The organism is Photobacterium sp. MCCC 1A19761, from assembly GCF_037389125.1.
GTDB lineage: Bacteria > Pseudomonadota > Gammaproteobacteria > Enterobacterales > Vibrionaceae > Photobacterium.
Genome location: NZ_JAZGTF010000004.1, coordinates 157645 through 181229 on the forward strand (window position 1 = coordinate 157645; position 23585 = coordinate 181229).

Here is a 23585-nt window from a genome sequence, read left to right on the forward strand (position 1 = left end):
AATCTGCTGTCAGGTACGCTCTCCTGACAGCTCAAGAAAGACCGCAATTGCGGTCTTTCTTTTATCTGCACATTGTGCTGATCGACGACAGACTTTTATGCATGAATATGGCTTATGCATGAATACCGTTAGAGAATGCCTTCAAACGGGCTGCACAAAAAAGCCACCCAGCTGATGCCCGGTGGCTTTTTCATGTCAGTCACACACCTCGCGGCTTAGTGCAATTTAGCAGACGGCTGTGATTTTTCCGTCGAGACAGATGCCTCTCCCGGCAAAGCATTTGAATCCTGCGCTTGTGCCTCATTCAGCTGCGTCGCCGCCAGCAGCGCGGTCAGTTTCGCCAGTTGCTGCTCCAGGGCTTCGACTTTTTTCTGTTTCTCCGCAAAAAGCTGCTCGAAATCTTCATCATCCGGAGACAGGGAGTTGCCGGCAGCCTCAACCGCAGTTTCGACCGCCAGGGTTTTATCCTGGCGATACTCCAGTTGCTCAGAGACGGCATGAGCAGCAGTTTGCATCACTTCTGCCTCGATATCCGCAAAAGCCTCCCCCATATACTCAGTGATCGCCTCAAACCCCGGCAGTGACTGACTGCAGGCCACCAGGGAGAAATAAATCATATCCGCGTTACTGAAGAAGGTGATATTGAGGGTCTGCCCCGGCATCAGCAGCGATACCGGATACTGCTCCCGTACCGTCGCCCCCATAAAGTACAGCTGCTCCTTAGCTCCCGGTACATTGGAAATCAGCAGGTTACTGGCCGGCGGTATGAAGTTATTAAGTCCGAACTTACCACTGAACAACGACACCCCGTTCACCAAAAGCGAGTAATTCACATAGGCATCGGGAGAAATGTTCAGCGCTTCCTGCTTCAGATCCAAGGTCGCATGCTGGATCGCTTCCAGGCGCTCAAGCGGGCTCAGGAAGGGTTTCCCCAACTCCACATGGCCGATGGACATCTTATTGCTCTTCCCTTCGGCCTCGTCCTTGCCCCTTAGGTTAATCGGCATCATGGCGACCAGCGGCTTACTCAGCGGGATCGCCCTATCCTGCAAATACCGGTTCAGCGCAATATCACTGACGGTAAATAAAATATCGTTCAGCGAAGCACCGGTAATATGGCTGATATGTTTGAGCTGACGCATTGATAAATGCCCCAGGCTCACCGCGCGACTTCGCTTCGGACTCAAGTTAAACGGTGTTTTCGGCGCCGTAAACGGCACTTTCAAATCACAGTCCGCCAGATTCACCGCTTTCAGCGCTAATTTGCTACCGAGCCGGAATATTGAAGGCAGCAACGACAACTGTTTGGTCGCGGTCATGGCGGTTTTCATCACCAAATCCGTCAGGTGGGTTTCCTGGCGGCGCTGCGCATCCGTTTTACGCAAATCATGTTGCCAGAACGGCTTGGTAAAAGACTGCTCCGGGTCCGGATGACAGCAAGACGTGAATATCCGACTGGCCCGCACCCCGTCGGCCATCGAGTGATGAATTTTCATCACCAGAGCAACCCGGTTATGTTCGAGGCCGCCAATCACCCACACTTCCCACATCGGGCGACTGCGATCCAGAACCTGGCTATGCAAACGGCCCACGACCTGCTGCAACTGCTGCTCATTGCCCGGAGACGGCAACATGGTGATCCGCAGATGATCGTCCAGATTCACCTGCGACAAGGCTTCCCAGGATGGTTTCCCAGTCAGCGACCACTTCAGACGCCAGTTAAACGGTGCGGCCGTTTCGGTCTGCGCCAGGAAATGTGAATACAGGTCCTGGGCAAAGGTTGTAGCCTGCTCCCGGGGGGGATCCAGGATCACCAACCCTGTGACATGCATCGGCGTTTTTGCCGTTTCAAATGCGATAAAACTGAAATCAAGAAGAGACAAACTTGGCATAGAGATTCCTTTTTCTAGCTTGTCCGGCAGCTAACCTGCCTCACACAAGGTTATCCGTCGGTATGCCGCCGGACCGACTGCTGCCTGCCTATTCTGCGGCTTGCTTCACCAGCTTATCGACGGCCAACTGCAACTGATCGATTTTGGCTTCGACCGATGACAAGCGGTTTCGATCCACTCCGCAGGTTTTGCGCAGGGCATCATTCAGCTGCGTTTCCGTCCGTGCCAGCATGGCTGCCTTGGTGTGTTTCACCCGCGACAGGGTTTCCGTTTCGACGTGCTGCCCCTGTTCAACCAAAGAAGTAAACCGTTTGGTCACCAGGTGCTGGGCCATTCCGACCTGTTCGATACCTTTACTGTATGCCCCGAGCCCCGCCCAGACAACCTGCTTCAGGGCGCTCTCTCCGGTTTCAGTCACAGTTTTCATATTTCCGATCATTTTTACTGGATTCATCATGGTCAAAATCCTGTTTGTTCATTATTAAAGTCCTACTGAGATCTCAGAGCCTAACAACTGAAATTAGATCATTCTTTCTAAATTCCGTCCTCAGCCTTCGTAATCGCCATCCAACCAACCACCGCGCCATGCCCCGCAAAACGATGGTTTGCCGACCGGTGTGCAGTACCATCTACCTGAACCCAGACTCAATGACTAACCGGTGTAACCCCGAGCTAACCAAGCCGCTCACAAGGCTGTGACTCAGTTCAACTTCTCGCCAAAAACTGACAAAAAAACGACCAAAAATGTGATGGAAAAACAAGTCTAGAGTGAACACTCTATTCCTGGCGCTAACAATGAAGCTGACGCACAAAAAATATGCTTCTTTCCAATAACAAATCGAACAAGGAATGCAAAATGTCAGTACTAGAATTTGTGGAGACCACCACACCGCCGCTAGCGACCATGACTGTGACCTGTGAAAAACCAGCTGCGCCCGCCTTTGCCGATGTTGAACAATTGGTTGATCGCATTCTGGAAACTGTCGGAAACCAAATCACTCTCGGCGTGCCGCTGGCGATTGGCAAACCCGTCGCGTTTGTCAACGCGCTCTATCAGCGGGCAAAAGCCGATCCACAAATCACCCTGCGGATCGAAACCGGAATTAGCCTGGAAAAACCTGTCGGAAAAAGCCCGCTGGAAAAGAAGTTCCTGGAGCCTTTCGTTGAACGTGAATTCGCCGGTGTCCCGGATCTGGACTACATCACGGATCTGCGCCGCAATCAGGTGCCGGCCAATATCACGATCAGTGAGTTTTTCTTTAAGGCCGGCAGCTTTCTCAACAGCCCGCAGCAACAGAACTACACCAGTACCAACTACACCCACGCTGTTCGGGATTTACTGGATAAAGGCGTAAATGTTGTCGCGCAGCTGGTTGCCAAACGGACGGTGAATGGCGTGACCACCTACAGTTTATGCAGTAATTCTGATCTGGCCCTCGACTTTGCGCCGTTAATGGAAGAGATGCGGGCAAACGGAACCCCGGTTGCCATGGTTGCGGAGGTCAATGCCAACATGCCGTTTATGCACAATCATGCCGAAGTGGCCGACAATGTATTTGACTGGGTGCTGGATCAAAACCTCAAACCCGGTCATCAGGACTATGCCCTGTTTGCCGCCCCCCATGCCAGCATCTCGCCGGAAGATCATTTGATTGGCTTTTACGCCAGTACTCTGGTCAAAGACGGGGGAACCCTGCAGGTCGGGATCGGTTCACTCAGCAGCGCGCTCATCTACAGCACCTTGCTGCGCCACCAGCAAAACGACGTCTATCATCAGGTGCTGAATGAACTGAACGTGGCCGAGAAATTTCCGGTCAGTCAGAAAATCGGAGACAGCGGATCCTTTAAGCAGGGGTTATACGGCTGTAGCGAGTTGATGGTGGATGGTTTCGTCCACTTATACAAAGCCGGGATCCTGAAACGGGAAGTCTTTGAAGACCTGACCCTCCAAACGCTGCTAAACCAGCATAAAATCACCCCGGATGTCTCGATCGCAACCGTGCTCGCCCTGCTGGAGCACGGGGCCATTGCCGCGCAGCTGACCCGGGAAGATGTCGCCTACCTGAAACGGATCGGGGTATTTCGCGGCAGCGTAAGGTACGAGCAAGGCCGGCTTTTCGTCGACCGTCAACAAGCTCCGGCTAACCTGAACCATGCCGATTCACTCGCCTGGATTGAACAGCACTGCCTGGGCCATACCTTGAGCGGCGGCGTGGTGATGCACGGCGCATTTTTTGTCGGACCGAAAGATTTCTACGACGCGCTGAACACCATGAGTGAGGCTGACCATCAGAAATTCTGTATGACCAGCGTCAACTACGTTAATGATCTCTACGATCATTTCCTCGGCAGCCAGCAACTCAAGCAAGCCCAGCGGCAGCACGCCCGGTTTATCAACTCCGCGATGATGGTCACCCTCAGCGGCGCGGCAGTCTCCGATGCGCTGGAAAACGGCCAGGTCGTCAGTGGCGTCGGCGGTCAATATAACTTTGTGGCACAGTCGCACCAACTGCACGATTCCCGCTCGATCATGAAGCTCAGAAGCTGCGCCGTACGCAACGGGGAACTCAAGTCCAATATTTTGTTTAACTATGGCCATACCACCATTCCGCGTCAGCTCAGGGACATCGTGATCACCGAATACGGGATTGCAGATCTGCGCAGTAAACCGGATCACGTGGTGTATACCGAATTAATCAAAATTGCCGACTCCCGCTTCCAGCCGCAGTTGCTGGCTCAGGCCAAAGCCGCAGGAAAAGTAGCCAAAGACTATACCTTACCACCAGCGTACTGCAACAATACCCCGGAGGCCATCCAACGCATCTACAAAAAATTCGCTCAACAACAAATTTTCTCGCCGTTCCCGTTTGGTTGCAGTTTTACGGCCGAAGAGCTCCAGTTGGGTAAGGCTTTGAAATCGCTCAAAGCCAAAACAGCCACACCCGGCGGCAAACTGAAATGCATCCTCAATGCGCTGACTGCCAACCCAGACGATGCCAGCCTGCGCCCATTACTGGCGCGCATGGATCTGCTTCAACCCGCAACATTTCGGGACAAGTTAACCCAGCGCTTGCTGGCGGCCGAGCTGAAGGGAAGGTAACCCCACCAAATCCAACACAATAGATAAAACGAGGTGAGCAATGTCGAAGAAAAATAATGTGATCGCGCTGTGCCCCTACGCTGCCATTTGGGGCTGCCCCAAATGTCCGGTGCGAAAAATCTGTCCGGGCAAAACCACCATCGGGGATCAACCCATCGCCTCACAGCAGGCTATGGCGACGGACCAGCAAGCGATAACGCCGGACCAAAGCAGGCAGGCCAAGAAATAGCCTGGTTCTGGCAGTCCCTCCCCCCACACACAGGAAAGAAAGCCCGTGGCTTTCTTTCCTGTCTTTCCCGGCACAACCAGTTATTCATCATTGCCGAATAGATAGTCACCCGGGAGCACCCGGATTTCAATTACAGAAACCCTGACGGCACATTGATGTGCATAAACTCAACACTTGCCTCATTTATGTGCTTGGAAACATTGGATTATATCTGGCACACCTTTCACCTCTCTGACTATTCTTTAATTAAGCGCCTGCTTACCTAACGCTCTGATCCACAGTATTTCAAGGAGAGCCTATGGAAGTTATGAAAGCATTTTTCTTCGGCCTGCTCTTATCCCTCTCGATTGGGCCCATCGCGATTCTGGTTTTAAACAACGGCATTCAGCATGGGTACACGGTGGCAGTCCGCAGTGCCATTGGCGCAGCACTGGCCGATTACTGCTATGCCCTGATTAGTTTTATGGCCGGTACCTGGATCATCACCACCTTCTCCGACTACCACTTCCAGATCATCCTGCTCTCTTCCTGGGTTCTGATTTTTGTCGGCTTTTATATGATGTACAGCGCCCTGCGCAATACCCGGCTGCTGGCGAATTTTCATCAACCCACCCGCAAACTGGGACTTCGGGCTGCTTTTTATCTCACCCTGGCCAACCCCATTGCGGTCATTGCCCTGTCTGCCTTTATCGGCCATGCCGAGATGGCGGTCAATCCGCTGTACGTCTTGCAACTGGCCGGCGCCATCTTTACCGGAAGCCTGGTGATTCAGTGTCTGCTGGCCATCTTCGGCTCAGCCTACCGCGAGCATTTCGATACCCTGACTTTTCCGTTTTATCTCCAGTTACTGGGCGGATTAATGATTTGTCTGTTTGGGGTGCACAGCTTTGTCGAATTGGCAAAATAAGTCCGGCGACTGAATGGTGTATGGTGAGCGCTTCCTTGCTGATAAACGCCGAAAAAATCAGCTGTCGGCTATTTTCTTTCTGCTGAACAGGCCTTTTCCGGCAATGCCGGTTCTCGTGCAAAACGGAGCTTGATATGATCCGGGCGATTTTGTTTCGGGCCAGGTTCAGGCTCATTAACGAATCTGTCTGGCAAGGAGTGCCGAGGAGAGTCATCTGCATACAGATGTAGAGACCCCTGTTCAGGACAGATGAAGAGAAAGGTATATATCCGCCATGGCATTCAGCACCATCGAGTTACTCGGCTACGCATCCTCCTTCATGGTTGCGATTTCCCTGATGATGAAAGATATCGTCTGGTTACGGGTTTTGAACCTGATCGGCTGTATTTTATTCACGACTTACGGATTTATGATCGATGCAATGCCCGTGGTCGTCACCAACAGCTTCATTGCCTGCGTCAATGTGTATTATCTGGCAAAAATGGCAAAAGTGCGCGCACGGGGCCAACGACTGACGACGAAGTAGCCGCTAATGCACTCACTCGTTTAACTCGCTTAAGCAGCGCCCCCGTCAAAGAGGGTCACTTGATAGAGCAGGGTTCCCGAGCAAACTGTACACCCCATAAATGCTGTACACCCAATAAATGCTGTACACCCAATAAAAAAATAGCCGCGCTGAATGCCCTCACAAAGAAGACCATTCAGCGCGGTTGTTATTGTTGAGCTTGCCGCACGAGCGTCCGCCGCCCCAGTCCTAAGTACGTTCCTGTGCTTTTTGCGCCCCTAGATCGCTTAGATGTTTGCGCCGGGTACGCTCCGAAATCTCTTTGACTCGTTGTTTGACACGTTTATTCGTATACATCAACCTTCCCCTCTCAAGCTTCTGGCCTGGTGCCGGTTTCATCCGACTTATGATGTTGATTCAAATCGTGATTGGATTGATCAATGGTTCATCAACACGAACACATTTTCTGAAAAAACATATCTTACGGCATTGAGCTTAACCTGCACTGTATTCATAGCATCATTGATGTATGAATAAACAGACATAAATGACAACATTGGCGAGCAATACATAGAGATCTCTTCAATAAAAACAATCATTCCCGGTGATTTTTGATCCTCCAAACATCCCTGTATGGTATATTTCGTGCGTTAAACAAACTCAGTGTTCAAAGGTACACCAAGACGTATGGCATTTGTGGCTCAAGTAAAAACTCAGTTAGCAATTCTGTTGAGTGCCATCAGTTTGTTTTGTTTTGCTTACACCTTTTATGCATCCAGACTTCCCGTCGATTATGCCAATGTTGTGATTGAAGGCGTGATGGCACTGAGTTGTCTGCTGCTGATGTTTGGAATTCATGGCGTCAAAGAAAACCGTCCAATCTACCGCTTGCTGCTGTTGTCTTCTTCACTCCTCTTTATTGGCCATTTCATTGACGTCGTCGACGAATTTATTCGCCACTCCCACATGCTCGATATTCTGGAAGATCTCTGTCAGTCCTTCGGTTTTTTGCTTTTACTGCTGACAAGCTCTCGCTGGGTGAAGTTTCACCGGCAGCAAAATCGAAAAATGAAATATCTGGCAGAAACGGACAGCCTGACCGGGCTGCTCAATCGCCGGGCGTTTACCCAAAACACACAAACGATACTGGACAATGCTGAAAGTCAAGACACGCCATTCAGCCTGATCCTGCTTGATATCGATCACTTCAAGCAAGTGAATGACAACTACGGGCACCTCACGGGCGATCATGTGTTGTACAGCGTTGGACAAACCATCCAGGCTACATTACGGCAAGAAGATCTGCTGGCCCGCTTCGGCGGCGAAGAATTCGTGATCTTGTTAAACAATACCACCCTGACGGATGCCAAACAGATCACAGAGCGCATTCGAAGTGCTATTGAAACCCTGCGAATCAACCACAAACACACGCAGTTGCAATGTACAGCCAGTTTCGGCGTTGCCTGCCTCCCTTCGAGCGAAGCAAGCATCACCTCACTGATCAAAGACGCCGACGAAGCGCTATATCAGGCCAAAGCTCTGGGTCGAAATCGCTGGTGTATTGCCTGAACAGGGTTTAGCCCAGCCCCGCCGGCCGCGGCAACATATAGGTTCGAATCGGACGCCCGACCTTACCGTGCTGCAAGCTGGCGACCAACTTTCCCTTGCGGGCACAGTAGTCCAGATAACGCCGGGCCGTCGTTTTACTCAGGCCGGTTTCCCGGGCCATACTTTCAGCGCTGTACTCACAGGTCAGATGCGTAAAGCATTGCAAAACCTGCTCCAGGGTATAGGAATCGATCCCCGCTCCCGCATCCGTTTGTTCCGGCACATGACCCTGACGGGCCAGCAGGGCGTCCAGTTCTGATTGTTGGATCCGACCTTGTCCCTGAAGCGACTGGTGATACGCCTGATAGCGGAGCAGGCTTTCCTTCAATCGCTGGTAATTGATCGGCTTGATCAAATAATCAAACACGCCGCAACCCAGCGCCGGGCGAACAATATCCATGGTATTGGCCGCGGTTAGGTAAATCACATCCGGCCGCAGGGCCTGCTGCGCCCACGCGGTCAGCAACGACAATCCATTCCCGTCCGGTAGAAAGTGATCCAGCAACACCAGCTGCGGCTTCAGGACCGCCGCCATCTGCCGGGCCTGCGCCAGATCACCGGCAATACTCACCGGGCGAAATCCTTTCAGTTGCTGCAAAAACTGACTATGGATTTCCGCAATGCCCGGCTCATCTTCCACAATCAACACATCTATCATGCTCTGTTCCTTCTTTGGGCACATACACACTGATACAGGTTTGCTCCTGCTCATTGTCCAACTCCAGATAACCACCGGCCTGGCGCACGTATCGGTCCACCAGATACAGGCCGATCCCATGCCCCGGCTCTGTCTTACTGCTGACGCCCCATTCGAAAATATCCGCTTTCAGCGCCGCCGGGATCCCACAGCCGTTGTCCGAAACCCGCAACTCAAATTCCGGCCCTTCATCACTGAAAAATACCTGAATGACCCCGTCACCGGGACGACAAGCATCAAAACTGTTGTCAATCAGGTTCCCGACAATGGCGCACAACTCTGCTTCATCCAGTCCCGCCGGAACCACCCGCAAGCTGCTGCCGGGCACCAGCTCCAGCCGAAGTTGTCGCTCCGCTGCCCGGTGATATTTGCCAATCAGCAATCCTGCCAATTGTTCAGCGCAGCAGGATTGTTTCACCAGATCGATCACCTGCTGATGACGCTCGGACTGCTGATTAATCAACTGTAACGCTTTATCGAGCGCACCCATCTGGATCAGGCCGCCCAGGGTCGACAGTTTATTGGCATATTCATGGCGCATGATCCGCAGGCTTTCGGTGTGCTGGCTGATCTGGCTCAGTTGTTGCGACAGCATACTGATCTCGTCGCGACGGCGAAAACTAATCACCACCCCGCCGTCCGGCAAATTCAAAGCCACCCGGCTGGCAATTACCGCCAGGTGATTCAAACTGGCCATGTCGTCCACCACATCGGCCGCCTTCGGATCACAAAACCCCTGGCTTTCAATCCAGGCATCCACCGGCTGCCCCTGCACCACTGCGGGATCCAGATCCAACCAGGTACAGGCCGTCTGGTTAATCGCACCGATGCGCCCGGTGCCGTCTACTGCAATCAGCCCCTCATGGGTCGAATGTAAAATCGCCTGATGTACTTCCAATAGCTGCAGCAGTTGCTGTGGCTCCCGGCCCAGCATTCCCCGCCGGATCCAGCGGGAGAAAATAAAGGCTGCTATAAACGCCAGAATGATGCTGCTCGCCGCCATCAGCGTAATTGGCATCAAATGAATGCGACGCCACTCGCCCAAGGTGTCAATGAGATAGCCGACTTTCACCATGCCGACGATGTCACCTTGATCGTCAATTAAAGGGGAAATGTATCGCAAGGAGCGCCCCAGCGAACCGGTCCCTTCTGATAGATAATGCCGCCCCTGCGTCAGGGCAGCCTCGATATCGCCGCCCATCACCGGCAAGCCGATCCGTTCAGGTTTCGGATGTGCCATCCGGCGACCCTGCCGATCGCTGACCACGATAAAGTCGGCATCGCTGACCTGATAGAGCTCATCTACCAGACGGCGGACTCCGGCGATATCTTGCTGGCGTACGCGCGCGATCAGTTGATCGAGTTCGGCGATCTGTCGCGACTGAACCCGGGCGCGCTCTGCGACTTCCTCACGAAGCAAACTCACCATCCGCGGCTCGACCACCAGCCACCATAAAATCCCCTGCACCGACAACAGCAGCAGCAAGAACAGCAATAACTTCTTGTTAAATGACATAGGCCTCTCCTGAGCGGCAAGGATACCGAAAAAGCCGTTATTCACCTAAAGCACGCCGTCAATTTCTCACGGCGATCACAGCGATGGCGTTTATGAATTTAATGGGGAATTTTATAGTGAAAATGGATTCAATTGACCTTATCTCACCCCGGCTTACATCCTGCTGTGAATGGGATTTGACTTTACCCAGCCCCGCCAATTACGTTCTTATTATCATGATTTAGAACAACTTTTTTATTGAGTTCTTACTTGAGTATGGCGTCAGATACTTTTGTAGAGGAGTTTTCTATGTCGTTCACAAACACACCGCATTTCCGGCTGTCCGGGTTGCTGTTATTCGGCGTCGCCCTGTGGTTGACGCCAGCTCCGGCGGGCCTGTCACCCGATGCGTGGCACATGATGGCCGTATTTATCACCACAGTACTGGGTCTGATCATTGCGCCCCTGCCCTTAGGGGCCATGGCCCTGATTGGCCTGACCGCTACGGCGCTGACCGGCCTGGTCCCAATCAAAACGGCCCTGACCGGTTTTGCCCACCCAACCATCTGGATGATTGCCGCCGCATTCTTTATCTCCCGTGGCTTTATCCAAACCGGGTTCGGCCGTCGTGTCGGCTATATGTTTATCAGTAAACTCGGGCATAACTCACTGGGACTAGCGTATGGCCTGGTGCTGACCGACCTGTTATTCGCCCCGGCAACCCCCAGTACCACCGCACGTTGTGGCGGGATCATTTCTCCGCTGTTTCGCTCGGTTGCAGCGGCTTATGACTCCGACCCGGCCAAAGGCACGGAAAACAAAATCGGCGCGTTCCTGGTCCAGTGTATTTTCCAGTGCAATGCCATCACCTGTGCAATGTTCCTCACTTCCATGGCCGGGAACCCGCTGGCCGCCAACTTCGCCGCCGAACAAGGGGTTCAGATCACCTGGGCCGGCTGGGCACTGGCGGCCATTGTCCCCGGGCTGGTCTGTCTGGGACTCATCCCCTTGCTGATGTATGTCATCTTCCCGCCGGAGCTCAAACGCACCCCTGAGATGCGCGCCCTGGCCAAAGAGAAACTCAAAGAAATGGGCGGCATGAGCCGGGATGAAAAAATCATCTGCACGACTTTCGTCGCCATGATCACCCTGTGGGTACTGGGTCCGACGCTGGGGATTCACGCTACCGTAACGGCCTTGTTGGGACTGGTCTTCCTGCTGATCACTCAGACCATCAAGTGGGATGCCGTCCTGTCTGAAAAAGAAGCCTGGCATACCATCGTCTGGTTTGCCGTGCTGGTGATGATGGCCGGTCAGCTCAATAAAATGGGATTCATTCAATGGTTCGGCGATATCGTCGGCCAATCCATGGACGGCTTCGGCTGGGTTACTACGCTGGGGATCCTACTGCTGGTGTACTTCTACAGCCATTATCTGATGGCCAGTGCCATGGCCCACATCAGTGCCATGTACTCCGCTTTCCTGGCGATCGCCATTGCAGCCGGAACTCCGCCGATGCTGGCTGCTATCGTTCTGGGAATGTTCAGTAATCTGTATATGTCGACCACCCACTATTCTTCCGGCCCAGCCCCGATTCTGTTCGGCGCCGGTTATATGTCTCTCAAGCAATGGTGGAAAATCGGCTTTATTTTTACCCTCGTGGTAATTCCGGTGTTCTTCATTATCGGCGGCGCTTGGTGGAAAACAATCGGTCTGTGGTAAACCGCCGCACACCATTACGCAACGCAACACAACGCGACCCATCCCCGCGCCCTCACCCCGACAGCTTGTCGGGGTGTTTTTATTCCGGTGCATCTTCCCCGTCAAAACATAAAGCATGGCCGGTATACACCGGCCATGCTTATCTGTTCAATCGCTAAATTTGAGCCGGGCTCGCGGACACGTCATTTGCGAGCACACCATCCCAGTAACTTTGCCACTGTTCCTCCCGCCGATAAAACGAGCTGGGTGCCACTTTTTGCCACCCTTGCGCTGTTTCAACCATTAACGTGGGATAGCCTGACACCTGGTGCTGCGTCATCAACTGGCGAGTCTGTGCGATAGTGTCATGCAATTGCGCTTCATTCGCTGCCATTGTTGCACGCCACGCGGATTCATCCAGACCGATTTTTTCGGCCAGTGCAGCCAGGGTATCGAGCTGATTCACCGCTAACCCGTGGCGATAATGCCCCTGCTGGATCGCACGCAGCATCTCCAGCGGATCACCCCCCACCGTATCAGCCGCCAGGATCGCCTGCGCGGTCAGATACGAGTCCATCACCACAGGGGCCGTGCTCTTAATGCGCGTCACATAATCGTCGCCAAACACGGCACCGGTCTCCCGGGCGATTTGTTGATCATGCTGCAATATGTGCTGACGGAACGACGGGTCAATGGCACGATTCGCCACCATGCCGCCGGGATGCAACACAAGCGACACCCCATTGCGCTGGTTTAAATGCTCAATCAGCGATGACGCCCCATAACACCAGCCGCACATCGGGTCGAAAAAATAATGAACCGTTACCATTTCATTTCTCCCATGTGCACCTTAGCGCCAATCTCCAGTGCCATCGGCAGTCCGGCCTGCGGATACTGCGTACTCATTGTCTTGATCAACACCCGGCTATCGCCGCTCTGTTGTTTCGCCGTATCGAAAGCCGCCAGGTAACCCAGCGAATAATCAATCGTTGCGCCATTGAGCTGAGTGCCGGCTTTCATGTGCCCGGGAACCACTGTCTCCGGTTTCAGCGCTTTCATCGTTTCGAGCTGCTGCGCCCAGGCCTGACGCGCCTGATCTTGCTGAGCATCAGCCATCCACAGATGCACATCACCGTACACAGCGACGTTACCCAGTAACGTTTTGGTGGATGGGATCCACAAGTACGGCCGATGAGCCATCAAGCCATCTGTGCCCCGGATCTCAATCACCTGATCATCAACCTTCAGGGTGTGGCCCTGAAATGCCGTCGGCAACACCGGCGCAACCGGCGCATTGGCGCCCATTTTCGGTCCCCAGAATGCCAGTTTACCCGCCATCTTCTCAGCAATTTTCTCGCGTACCGCCGGGGTGGTGATCACCTTCGCATCCGGAAACAGAGCGACCAGCACTTCAGCCCCAAAGTAGTAATCCGGATCCGCCTGGCTGATGAAAATCGTTTTCAATGTTTTGCCGGAATCGAGCACTTTGGCCGCAATCCTCAGGGCATCCGCTTTGGTAAATCCGGTATCGACTACCATTGCTTCCGTCTCTCCGTACACGACGCTGGCATTGACATGAAAGCTGCCCGGGCCGGCGTTGTATACGTCCAGTTGCAACGGTGCAGCCTGCGCAAATGTAGTAGCCGTACCGGCCAGCAGTAATGAAGCCGCAATCTTGGTTAGTGTTCGCATGGTTCTCTCCAAATCTCTCTGTCTAAGTTGGAGCCAAGATTAGCGTGTTGATTTGCTCAGATATATAACCAATAATGAGCAACATTGTTTCTTATATCGGTCAGATAAATGGATAAGCTTACTGCGACCAGAGTCTTCATTGATGTCGCACACTCCGGCAGTTTTACCGCGACGGCAGCAAGGCTGGAAATGTCCCGTTCAATGGTGACCCGCCATATCGAAGCGATGGAAAATTGGTTGCAGGCCCGGCTGTTACAGCGTACAACCCGCAAGGTCACACTCACCGATGCCGGTGTTCGCTGTCTGGCCCAAGCCCAAATGTGGGTCGAGATGGCCGAAGAGATGCAATTGCTGCATCAACCGGATGATCGGCTCAGGGGTAAATTACGGATCACCACCAGCATGTCCTTCGGCCATGCTCAATTGATGCCTGCGATTCACGAGTTCATGAGCCAACATACGGGGATTGAAATTGACGTTGATGTCGCCGACCGTGCCGTGAACCTGGTCGAGGAGCAGGTTGATCTCGCGATCCGGATTGCCGCGGATCCCGATCCCACCCTCATCGGCCGACCCATTGCGCAGTGCGCGTCGATCCTGGTAGCATCACCGGCCTATCTGCAACATCACGCCCCTATTCAGCACCCGGAAGATTTATCCCGTCACCAGTGTCTGGGATACAAGAATTTTGAGCGTCACGTCTGGCACCTGAGTCAGGCAGGACAACACATCTCCACCGATATTCACTGCCGCCTGACCGCCAATGAAGCCACCGTGCTATTGAGCGCAACCCTGAGCGGACACGGAATCGCCATGCAGCCGACCTATCTGGCCAATCCATATCTGCAAAGCGGGCAACTGGTTCAGGTGTTACCGGCGTGGCAACCGAAGATGATGAGCGTCTATGCCCTGTACCCATCCCGCAAACACCTTGCTCCGGGCGTCAGAGCCTTGATTGACCATTTGGTTGAATACTATAAGGCCAATCCCTGGTAGCGCAGGGAGGCCAAAATTTACAAATGAACGAAAATGATGAAGAGTTTGTAAGGAAGGCTGTTCGTTGCATATGGCAACCGATTATAGATCAGCACAGGTCACGCATGATTGTTTCATATTCCTCTTTCGCATCATCAATCAATCGATGAAGCTCCCGAGCATCATTGCGTGTGAGATCAATATGCCAGAGTTTATGAGTGGGGTGATCGTGCTCAATGCAGTCCACCCCGGTTGTTTTACCATGGGTTGAAAAGCACAAATCTTCAAAATCACCTTCCAACTTCTTATGTTCCTCCAATATTTCCACGGATAGTTCACCCGTTGGCTTAATAGCCAGATGTGCATGATTATGTAATTTACCCGCAAGGGTATAAGACCGATGTTTAGCGAACATTGATTCCTTCTCTACCTTGGTTAACAAACTCATTTTAAAGTATAGGCAGCTTGAGCTTGTCCTTCATGATGATTTGATGATATTACCGTTTGCAATACAGAATCTACGCTTATATAAAAATGGAATGAAGAATCGGGGTCCATTTTATAAATGATGTTCAGAGAGAAAAAACTGAATCTAAAGAATACATTAGTTGGGCTGGCTTTGTTTGAAGTCCGGAAGTTTCTTATTTATAAAACAAGATGAACCACAAAATAAAGATGATTCTCAGTTGTCCAAATGCAACCGGCAGTGCATTCACTCAGGGGAGGAAGAGTTACCAAACATGCACCTGACGCTCAATTCTATGCAAGAGAACCATGTTGCAGAAGTTTGCCATAGAGCGATGCGCCAGATTACAAAATACGGGAACATCGTTACATTGAGGATGCTGATGACGCGAGATAAAGCGAGTTAAATGAAAGCGCGCTCGGAAGAATAAACTGGCCTTTTCATCCATGAAAAGGCAAATATCGTCGATTGCTCAGATTAGTCCTTCTGAACACCATGGAAAGCAAAACGACTATATTCATTCCCTGATTCGGTGACTGCTGAATATTTTACAGAACGAGAGTGATTCAGCGAGAGCGGAATAAATACCCGGCCTGAATCATCGGTACGAAAACTATTCAACGCCTGAGGTTGATTCACTATAGAAACCACCGCATTAGCAGATGGCTGGCCGCCGTCGGTCACTGTAACCCAGGCACCATTTTGTGTATCAGTTACTTGGATATCAGCATAAGATAAAGCTGAAAAACCCATCATTAAAGAAGCGAGTGCAATGCTGACTTTTTTCATTTGAATATCTCCGTGTAGTTATCATTTCTGTCGTGGTTGTGAAACCAACTGCTATCAACCACGGGTTTATAGTTCAAATATCTTTACTTCTTGATACCTATCTTAATCCCAGAAAGGTAAACAGAAGTTGAACGAGGATTAATTAAACATTCTGAATATTCTTTGATGGGATAACTATAGTGAGCGTCCGGTTCAGATGATAGCGCAATGATTTGCGCGACTTGTTCTAAAAATTCGAACAGACAAATTCGGTCCGTCGATATCCTGCCCGAGCCGCGTCAATTTGTTCTCAGCCCTTTAAAACTGATACTGCAAGCCAAGCGTCGTCAGCACCTGTTCCCGATCGTAAAAGTCAATATTTGACTCCCGACGATCCCAGCCACCGCTGGCAAACAGCATGACATTCCGCCAGTTATACGGGGCAGCGTACACATAGCGCAGAGAGAATCCGGTACTGGTATCTTCCCTGACCTCGTTAAAAATCGGATGCGACGCATCGAAGTTGTGTGTGGAATAATCTCCCCCCAACACAAAAATGTGGCGGTTCACCTGGCGGCTCAGTTCCGCTTTGACCCCAACGCGCTCCCCGCGCATGGCCGCGCCGTCTGCATCATCGAGCAGATAGTGGATATCCCATTCCAGCCCCATCCCGGCAATCGGCGGGATTGACTGTCCGATAGCCGCATAATACAAATTCCCTTCCCGGGCCAGCAGGCTGGTATTCTCAATCGTTGTGGCCCCGCTTTGTTCGTCATCGACACGATGTTCCCCTGTCGCAAGTTCCAGCGCCAGGGACGAGCCGAGGATATTGTCATAATTGAAGACAACCCCCCGGACGGTTTGCTTGGTTTCCTGGCGCTCGATGTTCAGCGCAAACGGATCCTGCCAGGTGTCTTTCTCCAGCACCCCCGGAACAAAACCAATCGCAACACTGGAGCCATCGACCAGATAATGCCGATACCCGGCCTGCATGTAGAAATCACTCGCCATCCCGACCAGATCTGACTTGAAATACAGTTCGCTGTTGGTGCTGGGGATCCTGAAATTCAGATCCCACACCGGAAAAATCACGGTGGACTCTTCGGCTTGTCCCGGTGCGTTATAGTCCGTGATCACCGATTGCCCCTCGGTATTAAACGATGATTTCTCGCTGGCACCACCTGCGAGTAAATTCACTTCACCATACAGACCGAACTTTCCCTGCTGCATTGCCGCCGCAGGTGCAGCCAGTGCAGAGAAGATCAACATATATGCCACTTGCTTGTTCATGGGTATGTCTCCGTTTATCCAAGCTGGTTGATATCCATCTCAAAAACCAGACAACAACCAAGATTCAGGCCTTGTGATCGACCCCCATAAGCTACCGTATGGACAACCGGGTCAGCATGTGTAAAAAGTCATGAATTCAATGGCAGAGGAAGCCGGTCGGCGAAATCCAGGTGTCGAGAAGTATTCTTTGAGCAGGCGGAGACAACAAAGCGGCAGATGGCCTGAATCCCCAAGCCAGCTGCCGCAAATAGTTTGATTAAAACAAGTTACTTTATTGAAACAAGTGGTTTTCCTGAAACAGTATTTTTCTTAAAACAAACAGTCTTCTTGAAAAGAGCGTTAGTCTAACGACGCACCGTGAGTGCGAATCACATCCTGATACCAGTAAAAGCTTTTCTTCCGCTTACGGGTCAGAGTGCCCTCGCCGTGATCATCCCGATCCACATAGATGAAGCCGTAACGCTTGCTCATTTCCGCGGTCGAGTTGCTGACCAAATCAATTGGTCCCCAGCTGGTGTACCCCATGAGCTCAACCCCATCCAACACCGCCTCTCTTGCCTGTATCAAATGCGCCTTCAGGTAAGCAATACGATAGTCATCGATGATTTCGCCGGCAGCGTTGAGCTCATCTTTCGCGCCTAAACCATTTTCGACGATAAACAATGGCTTTTGGTAGCGATCATAGAGGAAGTTCAATATCACCCGCAGACCTTTGGGGTCGATTTGCCAGCCCCACTCACTTTTCTCCAGATAAGGGTTCGACACACTGGCGACGATATTGCCGACTTCTTTTTGTTTCGGATCCGCGCTGGCGCACGCACTGGCGTAATAGCTGAATGAAATAAAATCGACGCTCGCCGCCGCTAGGGTTTCCAAATCACCCGGTGCCATATCAATTCGGATCCCCTGATCGCGGAAATAACGCAGCATATAACCCGGATAGCGCCCACGCGCCTGTACATCACCAAAGAACAGCCACTGATTATTTTCATGCATGGCGGCGATCACATCATCCGGCTGACAGGTCAGCGGATAGGTCATGGCCCCGAGCAGCATGTTGCCGATTTTTCCGTCTGGAACAATCTCATGACACAGTTGAACCGCTTTGGCGCTGGCCACCAGCTGATAGTGGATTGCCTGATAAATAGCCTGCTCCGATGCGGACTCCGGCAAGCCTACTCCGGTAAACGGCGCATGTAGCGACATATTGATTTCATTGAAGGTCAGCCACAACTTGACCTTGTCGGCATAGCGGGTAAACACGGTTTTGGCATAACGCTCGAACAGCGCAATCACTTCACGGCTTTGCCAGCCACCGAATTTCTCGACCAGCCCGTAGGGCATTTCGTAGTGGGACAAAGTCACCATCGGCTGAATGTTGTACTTGGCCAGCTCATCGAAGATCCGATCGTAAAACGCTAACCCGGCCTCATTCGGCTCAGCTTCATCGCCTTGCGGGAAAATCCGGGTCCAGGCAATCGACAACCGAAAACAACTAAACCCCATTTCGGCCATCAGGGCAATATCCTCCGGGTAGCGATGATAAAAATCGATCGCCAGATCTTTAATGCCCGGCGTACGTTCTGCTTTTTCCTGATGTGGGTTTAAGATCCCGTGCGGCAGCAAGTCGGCCGTCGACAGCCCTTTGTGATCGGCGTCAAAAGCTCCCTCAACCTGATTTGCAGCAATCGCCCCACCCCACAAAAAGTGTTCCGGAAATGTTGTCATCGCTTTTACTCCGTCTGATTTGAACAAGTGACATATCGACCGGTTCACTCACAGACAACCACAGCCCGCGTTGTCCTATGATCTGCCAGGCAAGTCGCAGAAAACACCAAAATGGAACCGGTTACATTTTCAGAGATCATAAAATGAAACCGGTTATAAGAAAAGTTGCTTTGCTTTAAATGTGATCTCCGCCGGATCGTGATGATCCTTGGCTCAGGAGGAAGCCGACACACAAGCCTCAGGGTTGATCGTTTTACTGTGATGGGGACTGGGCAGCGTACCGCCAACAAGAAGGCGTTACCGCCCGATGAAATGTGATTGATAAAATTTAGGGGTCACAGCCAGCTTTCTTTTGAAATGGCGCTGGAAGTGCGCTTGATCGGCAAAGCCCAATTTCAGGGCAACCTCGGAAATATCTTGTCCGGATTTGAGCATCACTTTGGCACGTTTGATTTTTTCATCCATCAGATAAGCATGGGGCGGTAGCCCAAACTGGTGTTTAAACGCCCTTAATAGCTGATAGCGACTCATCTCTGCTTCTTCCGCGAGTGCTTCCAATGGGTGCGGGCTTTCCAGATCGTCGAACAATTTTTCGCGAATACGACTCAAGCCTGGCTGCGGCTGTGATTTAAGGCCAACAGTAGCCCCAACCGAGCGATGACCCAAACTCGCCGCAAGAAATTCGTAAAAACTGACCTCGGCCTCTAAAAGCCCCGCTTCCGTATGCAATGTATGAAACAGCGCAAGAAACTTCCGCCGGAGTTCAGCATTTCGTTCCAGATCGTGCGCAAAGGGCATGTAGTCATTCGCAGTGGTTTGCAGCACCTCCTGCTGCGCCGCCCCCATTTTCATCGTATCGACAAACAGCATCCGATAGGACCATGCTCCGGATTCAGGGTTACAAGCATGCACATCGGCCGGGTTGATGGTGACAAGGTCGCCCCGCTCAATTTGATGGATCCGTTGACGGTTACGGTAAAATGCTCGCCCCTGGTCAATGACGCCAAAAGAAAACTCATCGTGGGAATGCGCCTCGTAGCAAGCACGACTTTGGTCGGCGACTCTGAGTTCAATCCAGGGGATCAAGGTACTCTGTTTGAAACTGGCGCTGACATCCTTTTTCATGGTCAATCTCGGCTCCCAATCCTTATAACCAAATGATGATCACCGATGCTCCCAGCATCGCCGCCATCACCTGATTAAACTGACGCTGCCGGGTCGAATTTTCAAGGTATTTTGCCAACCCCCGCCCCAATATCGCCCACAGACCGATCCCCATCACACATACAATCAGGGAAATGCAGGTAAACACCATCAGTGATAGCCATTCATTGTCCTGCCCTGCGACGTACAGGCTGACACCGGACATGGCAACAATCCACGCTTTGGGATTCAGAAGTTGCGTAAGAGAGCCAATCCACCATCCCGAACGGGTCACCTGTGATGTCTGAACTGAAGCTACCGGCGCGGCATATATCTGATAAGCCATAGACAAGAGTAAGACACTACCACCGACTTTCATCGCTGTTGCAACCTCAGGTAGTTGACGAAGCAGCGTGTGCATCATACTTCCCGAGCAATACACGATCAGCGCATACGCCACAGATGCCCCCATCACATGGGCAGCCGCCGCTCGCTTTCCGTGATTCAACGCTGTACTGGTTGCCAGCATATTCACGGGCCCTGGTGTCACCGCACCGACAAACGCGAACGCCACCATGGCAAAAAAGATATTGTCCATCATCGAATCTCCTCTTGATACAGAGAAGGTAACCCAGGCGCGAGGTTCGTTATTGAACGATATTGCAGCATGGGTAGCGCATGGGATTGCTTAATGCCAGAAGGCCCTGAAGACGGGAGACAATTAGTAAAAAGGCTCCGGTATAACTACCGGGGCCTCTCTGAATCTGGAGCGACGCACGAGGTTCCCGATCTTCAAGGAACCAGACGTGACCTCAACCTTGATAAAGTTATGCTCTACATGCAAAAAGCCCCGGCATTGCTACCGGGGCCTTTCTGAATTTGGAGCGACACTCGAGGTTCCCGATCTTCAAGGAACCAGGCGCGACCTCAACCTTGGCAAGGTTGTGCTCTACATACAAAAAGCCCCGGCATTTCTACCGGGGCTTCTCTGAATTTGGAGCGACACACGAGGTTCGAACTCGTGACCTCAACCTTGGCAAGGTTGCGCTCTACCAACTGAGCTAGTGTCGCATAATATTCTCAAGAGAGAATGGAGGCGCGTCCCGGAGTCGAACCGAGGTCCACGGATTTGCAATCCGCTGCATAGCCACTCTGCCAACGCGCCAAATGGAGCGACATACGAGGTTCGAACTCGTGACCTCAACCTTGGGAAGGTCGCGCTCTACCAACTGAGCTAATGTCGCAATCTTACAAGATGGTGCCCCGGGCCGGACTTGAACCGGCACAACGCGAACGTCGAGGGATTTTAAATCCCTTGTGTCTACCAATTTCACCACCAGGGCAACGCAAATCTTTGCGATGGTAACACCACCTGTTCTAACGAGCTTTGCCGTGAGAACGAGATGTACTTTACTCGATTGAAAAAATCCGTCAATAAGAAATTTTATCTTTTTGATTCAGGTGGTTAAAAATTACGCCGAAGCGCACATCTGACAGACAATCCGGGCAAGGGTTGTACGCCGACCTGGCTTTGACGCTCTACCGAAGCAACCCAGAGCGCTTCACTCCGAACTTCGCGTCTGGCGTAAGTCACAATAGTACGCCCTACCCGTGCCCGTGTCTGTGTCGTGCTCTGGACCGAAGCATCCCACGATACATTGACGAGTTCCACACCAACACTTCGTGCTGTTCGACAATGAGTTAACAGCTTCCCGAACGATAAACATCGAATACAGGTTGCTGTCTGGCCGTAAAATCCTCAAAATACCGCACTTGCTCCGCGTTGGCTGAGAGCCTCTATCGGTCTGAGTCACTGCGTTATCTATACAAACTGAGAATCAAATTTATGGGTTTTACCTCTCTAGGCCTTTCCGCTCCAATCCTCAAAGCTATTCAGGACAAAGGATACGATATCCCGTCACCTATCCAGGCTCAGGCCATTCCAGCCGTGATCCAAGGCCAAGACGTCATGGCTGCGGCCCAGACGGGAACCGGTAAAACCGCGGCATTCACCCTGCCGATTCTAGAGCGTCTGGATAACGGACAACGGGTGAAGGGCAACCATATTCGCGCCCTGATCCTGACACCAACGCGCGAGCTGGCGGCCCAGATCCAGGAAAATATCGTCACTTACAGCCGCCATTTATCACTCAATTCTGCCGTTGTATTTGGTGGGGTGAAAGTCAACCCGCAAATGCTCCGGTTACGCAAGGGCGCTGATATTCTGGTCGCGACCCCAGGCCGTTTGATGGATCTGTACAGCCAAAAAGCAATCAAATTTGACCAATTGGAAGTGTTGGTTCTCGATGAAGCGGACCGGATGCTGGATATGGGCTTCATTCGCGATATTCGTAAAATCCTTGCCCTGTTGCCAGCCAAGCGCCAGAACCTGCTATTTTCAGCTACCTTCTCTGATGAAATTCGCGAGCTGGCTAAAGGCCTGGTAAACAACCCGATCGAGATTTCCGTTACCCCGGCAAACTCAACCGCCAAGACCGTCGAACAGTTCGTCTACCCGGCTGATGTGAAGAAAAAAGCTCCCATGCTGGCCAAATTGATCCAAGACGGCAACTGGCAGCAAACGCTGGTCTTCAGCCGCACCAAACACGGTGCGAACCGCTTGTCACACTTCCTGAATGAACAAGGGATCACATCGGCCCCGATTCACGGCAATAAGAGCCAGGGCGCTCGTACCCGTGCTCTGTCTGAATTCAAATCGGGTGACATTCGCGTATTGGTTGCCACCGATATTGCTGCGCGCGGGATCGATATTCCGCAACTGCCGCAAGTTGTGAACTTCGAATTACCAAACATCGCAGAAGATTATGTTCACCGCATTGGTCGTACCGGTCGTGCCGGTGAAGCAGGCCGGGCTATTTCCCTGGTGTGTGCTGCTGAAGCTGCGGATCTGTTTGGCATTGAGCGCTTAATTCAGAAGGTCTTGCCTCGCATGGAACTGGACGGTTATCAACCAACCAATGTCCTGCCGGAATCCAAGCTGGATACCCGTCCAATCAAACCGAAGAAACCTAAAAAGCCGAAGACGCCGAAAGCCGCAGCGGAACAATCGGCTCGGGCAGAAGAGAAAAGTAACGACGGCGCTACCCCGGCAAGCAAACGCCGCCCACGTCGCCACCAAGCAAATGGCAATACGGGTGGACAAAGCAATGCCACCGGCAATCCACGTGGTGCAGCCAATAAATCTACTGCAAAGCCGAACCAAAGACGCCGGCCGCGTCCAGCTGGCAAAGCAACCGCTAAAGCTGAGTAATCTCAGAATCATTCCATCCTGCCGCTATCTTTGAGATAGCGGCAACTCCTTTCTCCTTCAACTTCAGCGCCTATCCACTAAAAAATTTTGATGGTTTTCCTGTTTTCAGGAGATCCTT

Annotated in this window: 20 protein-coding genes and 4 tRNA genes; 8 read left to right on the forward strand and 16 right to left on the reverse strand. The window is 52.0% G+C overall.

The genetic code is table 11. The features are described 5' to 3' along the window. Window positions 1-215: 215 nt before the first annotated feature. Window positions 216-1892, reverse strand: coding sequence for a wax ester/triacylglycerol synthase family O-acyltransferase (locus VV869_RS07290; RefSeq protein WP_337734328.1), 1677 nt, complete (start codon window positions 1890-1892; stop codon window positions 216-218). Window positions 1893-1980: 88 nt separating this feature from the next. After that, window positions 1981-2319: a phasin-related domain-containing protein gene (locus VV869_RS07295; RefSeq protein WP_337734329.1), complete on the reverse strand. Its 339-nt coding sequence runs from the start codon at window positions 2317-2319 to the stop codon at window positions 1981-1983. A 429-nt stretch (window positions 2320-2748) separates the two neighbouring features. On the opposite strand from VV869_RS07295, the gene VV869_RS07300 reads away from it, so the two are divergent. The 5 genes from VV869_RS07300 to VV869_RS07320 all read left to right on the forward strand — a co-directional run bounded on the left by VV869_RS07300 (window position 2749) and on the right by VV869_RS07320 (window position 8202). Continuing rightward, a complete protein-coding gene (locus VV869_RS07300) occupies window positions 2749-4992 on the forward strand; it encodes an acetyl-CoA hydrolase/transferase C-terminal domain-containing protein (protein ID WP_337734330.1) in 2244 nt (747 codons plus the stop codon). 40 nt (window positions 4993-5032) lie between these two features. After that, window positions 5033-5221, forward strand: coding sequence for a hypothetical protein (locus tag VV869_RS07305; protein WP_337734331.1), 189 nt, complete (start codon window positions 5033-5035; stop codon window positions 5219-5221). 298 nt (window positions 5222-5519) lie between these two features. Beyond that, window positions 5520-6128: a LysE family translocator gene (locus VV869_RS07310; protein WP_337734332.1), complete on the forward strand. Its 609-nt coding sequence runs from the start codon at window positions 5520-5522 to the stop codon at window positions 6126-6128. 274 nt (window positions 6129-6402) lie between these two features. After that, window positions 6403-6654 (forward strand): hypothetical protein, encoded by a 252-nt coding sequence (locus tag VV869_RS07315; RefSeq protein WP_337734333.1) that lies wholly within the window; start codon window positions 6403-6405, stop codon window positions 6652-6654. A gap of 666 nt (window positions 6655-7320) precedes the next feature. Next, window positions 7321-8202 carry a GGDEF domain-containing protein gene (locus tag VV869_RS07320; protein ID WP_337734334.1) on the forward strand — a complete coding sequence of 294 codons (882 nt, stop codon included), beginning with the start codon at window positions 7321-7323 and terminating at the stop codon, window positions 8200-8202. A 7-nt stretch (window positions 8203-8209) separates the two neighbouring features. Here VV869_RS07320 and VV869_RS07325 read toward each other — a convergent pair whose 3' ends face one another. Both VV869_RS07325 and VV869_RS07330 read right to left on the reverse strand, forming a co-directional pair. Continuing rightward, a complete protein-coding gene (locus tag VV869_RS07325) occupies window positions 8210-8899 on the reverse strand; it encodes a response regulator (protein ID WP_337734335.1) in 690 nt (229 codons plus the stop codon). Further along, complete coding sequence (locus VV869_RS07330) at window positions 8871-10454, reverse strand: sensor histidine kinase (protein ID WP_337734336.1); 1584 nt, start codon at window positions 10452-10454, stop codon at window positions 8871-8873. Before VV869_RS07330 ends, VV869_RS07325 begins: the two co-directional genes overlap by 29 nt. A gap of 288 nt (window positions 10455-10742) precedes the next feature. Here VV869_RS07330 and VV869_RS07335 point away from each other — a divergent pair, with 288 nt between their 5' ends. Next, the gene (locus VV869_RS07335) at window positions 10743-12155 is read left to right on the forward strand and encodes an anion permease (protein ID WP_337734337.1); all 1413 of its coding nucleotides are present in this window, start codon (window positions 10743-10745) and stop codon (window positions 12153-12155) included. A gap of 154 nt (window positions 12156-12309) precedes the next feature. Here the strand turns inward: VV869_RS07335 and VV869_RS07340 are convergent, their stop codons facing one another. Both VV869_RS07340 and VV869_RS07345 read right to left on the reverse strand, forming a co-directional pair. Continuing rightward, window positions 12310-12963 carry a DsbA family protein gene (locus VV869_RS07340; protein ID WP_337734338.1) on the reverse strand — a complete coding sequence of 218 codons (654 nt, stop codon included), beginning with the start codon at window positions 12961-12963 and terminating at the stop codon, window positions 12310-12312. Continuing rightward, window positions 12957-13826 carry an MBL fold metallo-hydrolase gene (locus VV869_RS07345; RefSeq protein ID WP_337734339.1) on the reverse strand — a complete coding sequence of 290 codons (870 nt, stop codon included), beginning with the start codon at window positions 13824-13826 and terminating at the stop codon, window positions 12957-12959. The genes VV869_RS07340 and VV869_RS07345 overlap by 7 nt, the downstream gene beginning before the upstream one ends. Before the next feature lie 108 nt (window positions 13827-13934). Here VV869_RS07345 and VV869_RS07350 point away from each other — a divergent pair, with 108 nt between their 5' ends. After that, entirely contained in the window at window positions 13935-14822 is an 888-nt protein-coding gene (locus tag VV869_RS07350) for a LysR family transcriptional regulator (RefSeq protein WP_337734340.1), read from the forward strand. Window positions 14823-14910: 88 nt separating this feature from the next. On the opposite strand, the gene VV869_RS07355 is transcribed toward VV869_RS07350, so the two are convergent. From VV869_RS07355 to VV869_RS07400, 10 genes are all read right to left on the reverse strand, one after another. Beyond that, window positions 14911-15216 carry a hypothetical protein gene (locus tag VV869_RS07355; RefSeq protein WP_337734341.1) on the reverse strand — a complete coding sequence of 102 codons (306 nt, stop codon included), beginning with the start codon at window positions 15214-15216 and terminating at the stop codon, window positions 14911-14913. 528 nt (window positions 15217-15744) lie between these two features. After that, window positions 15745-16056, reverse strand: a complete 312-nt coding sequence (locus VV869_RS07360; protein WP_337734342.1) for a hypothetical protein — start codon at window positions 16054-16056, stop codon at window positions 15745-15747. Window positions 16057-16353: 297 nt separating this feature from the next. After that, window positions 16354-17325 (reverse strand): DUF2860 family protein, encoded by a 972-nt coding sequence (locus tag VV869_RS07365; RefSeq protein WP_337734343.1) that lies wholly within the window; start codon window positions 17323-17325, stop codon window positions 16354-16356. Window positions 17326-17664: 339 nt separating this feature from the next. Beyond that, window positions 17665-19053, reverse strand: coding sequence for a glycoside hydrolase family 1 protein (locus tag VV869_RS07370; RefSeq protein WP_337734344.1), 1389 nt, complete (start codon window positions 19051-19053; stop codon window positions 17665-17667). Between the two features lie 297 nt (window positions 19054-19350). Further along, complete coding sequence (locus VV869_RS07375) at window positions 19351-20178, reverse strand: AraC family transcriptional regulator (protein ID WP_337734345.1); 828 nt, start codon at window positions 20176-20178, stop codon at window positions 19351-19353. 22 nt (window positions 20179-20200) lie between these two features. After that, window positions 20201-20794 carry a LysE family translocator gene (locus VV869_RS07380; protein WP_337734392.1) on the reverse strand — a complete coding sequence of 198 codons (594 nt, stop codon included), beginning with the start codon at window positions 20792-20794 and terminating at the stop codon, window positions 20201-20203. A 397-nt stretch (window positions 20795-21191) separates the two neighbouring features. After that, a tRNA-Gly gene (locus tag VV869_RS07385) sits at window positions 21192-21267 on the reverse strand. A gap of 20 nt (window positions 21268-21287) precedes the next feature. Then, a tRNA-Cys gene (locus VV869_RS07390) sits at window positions 21288-21361 on the reverse strand. Window positions 21362-21364: 3 nt separating this feature from the next. Next, window positions 21365-21440 (reverse strand) — tRNA-Gly (locus VV869_RS07395). A gap of 12 nt (window positions 21441-21452) precedes the next feature. Then, window positions 21453-21539, reverse strand: a tRNA-Leu gene (locus VV869_RS07400). 503 nt (window positions 21540-22042) lie between these two features. Between VV869_RS07400 and VV869_RS07405 the strand changes: the two genes are divergently transcribed. Further along, window positions 22043-23467, forward strand: coding sequence for a DEAD/DEAH box helicase (locus VV869_RS07405; protein ID WP_337734346.1), 1425 nt, complete (start codon window positions 22043-22045; stop codon window positions 23465-23467). Window positions 23468-23585: the final 118 nt, after the last annotated feature.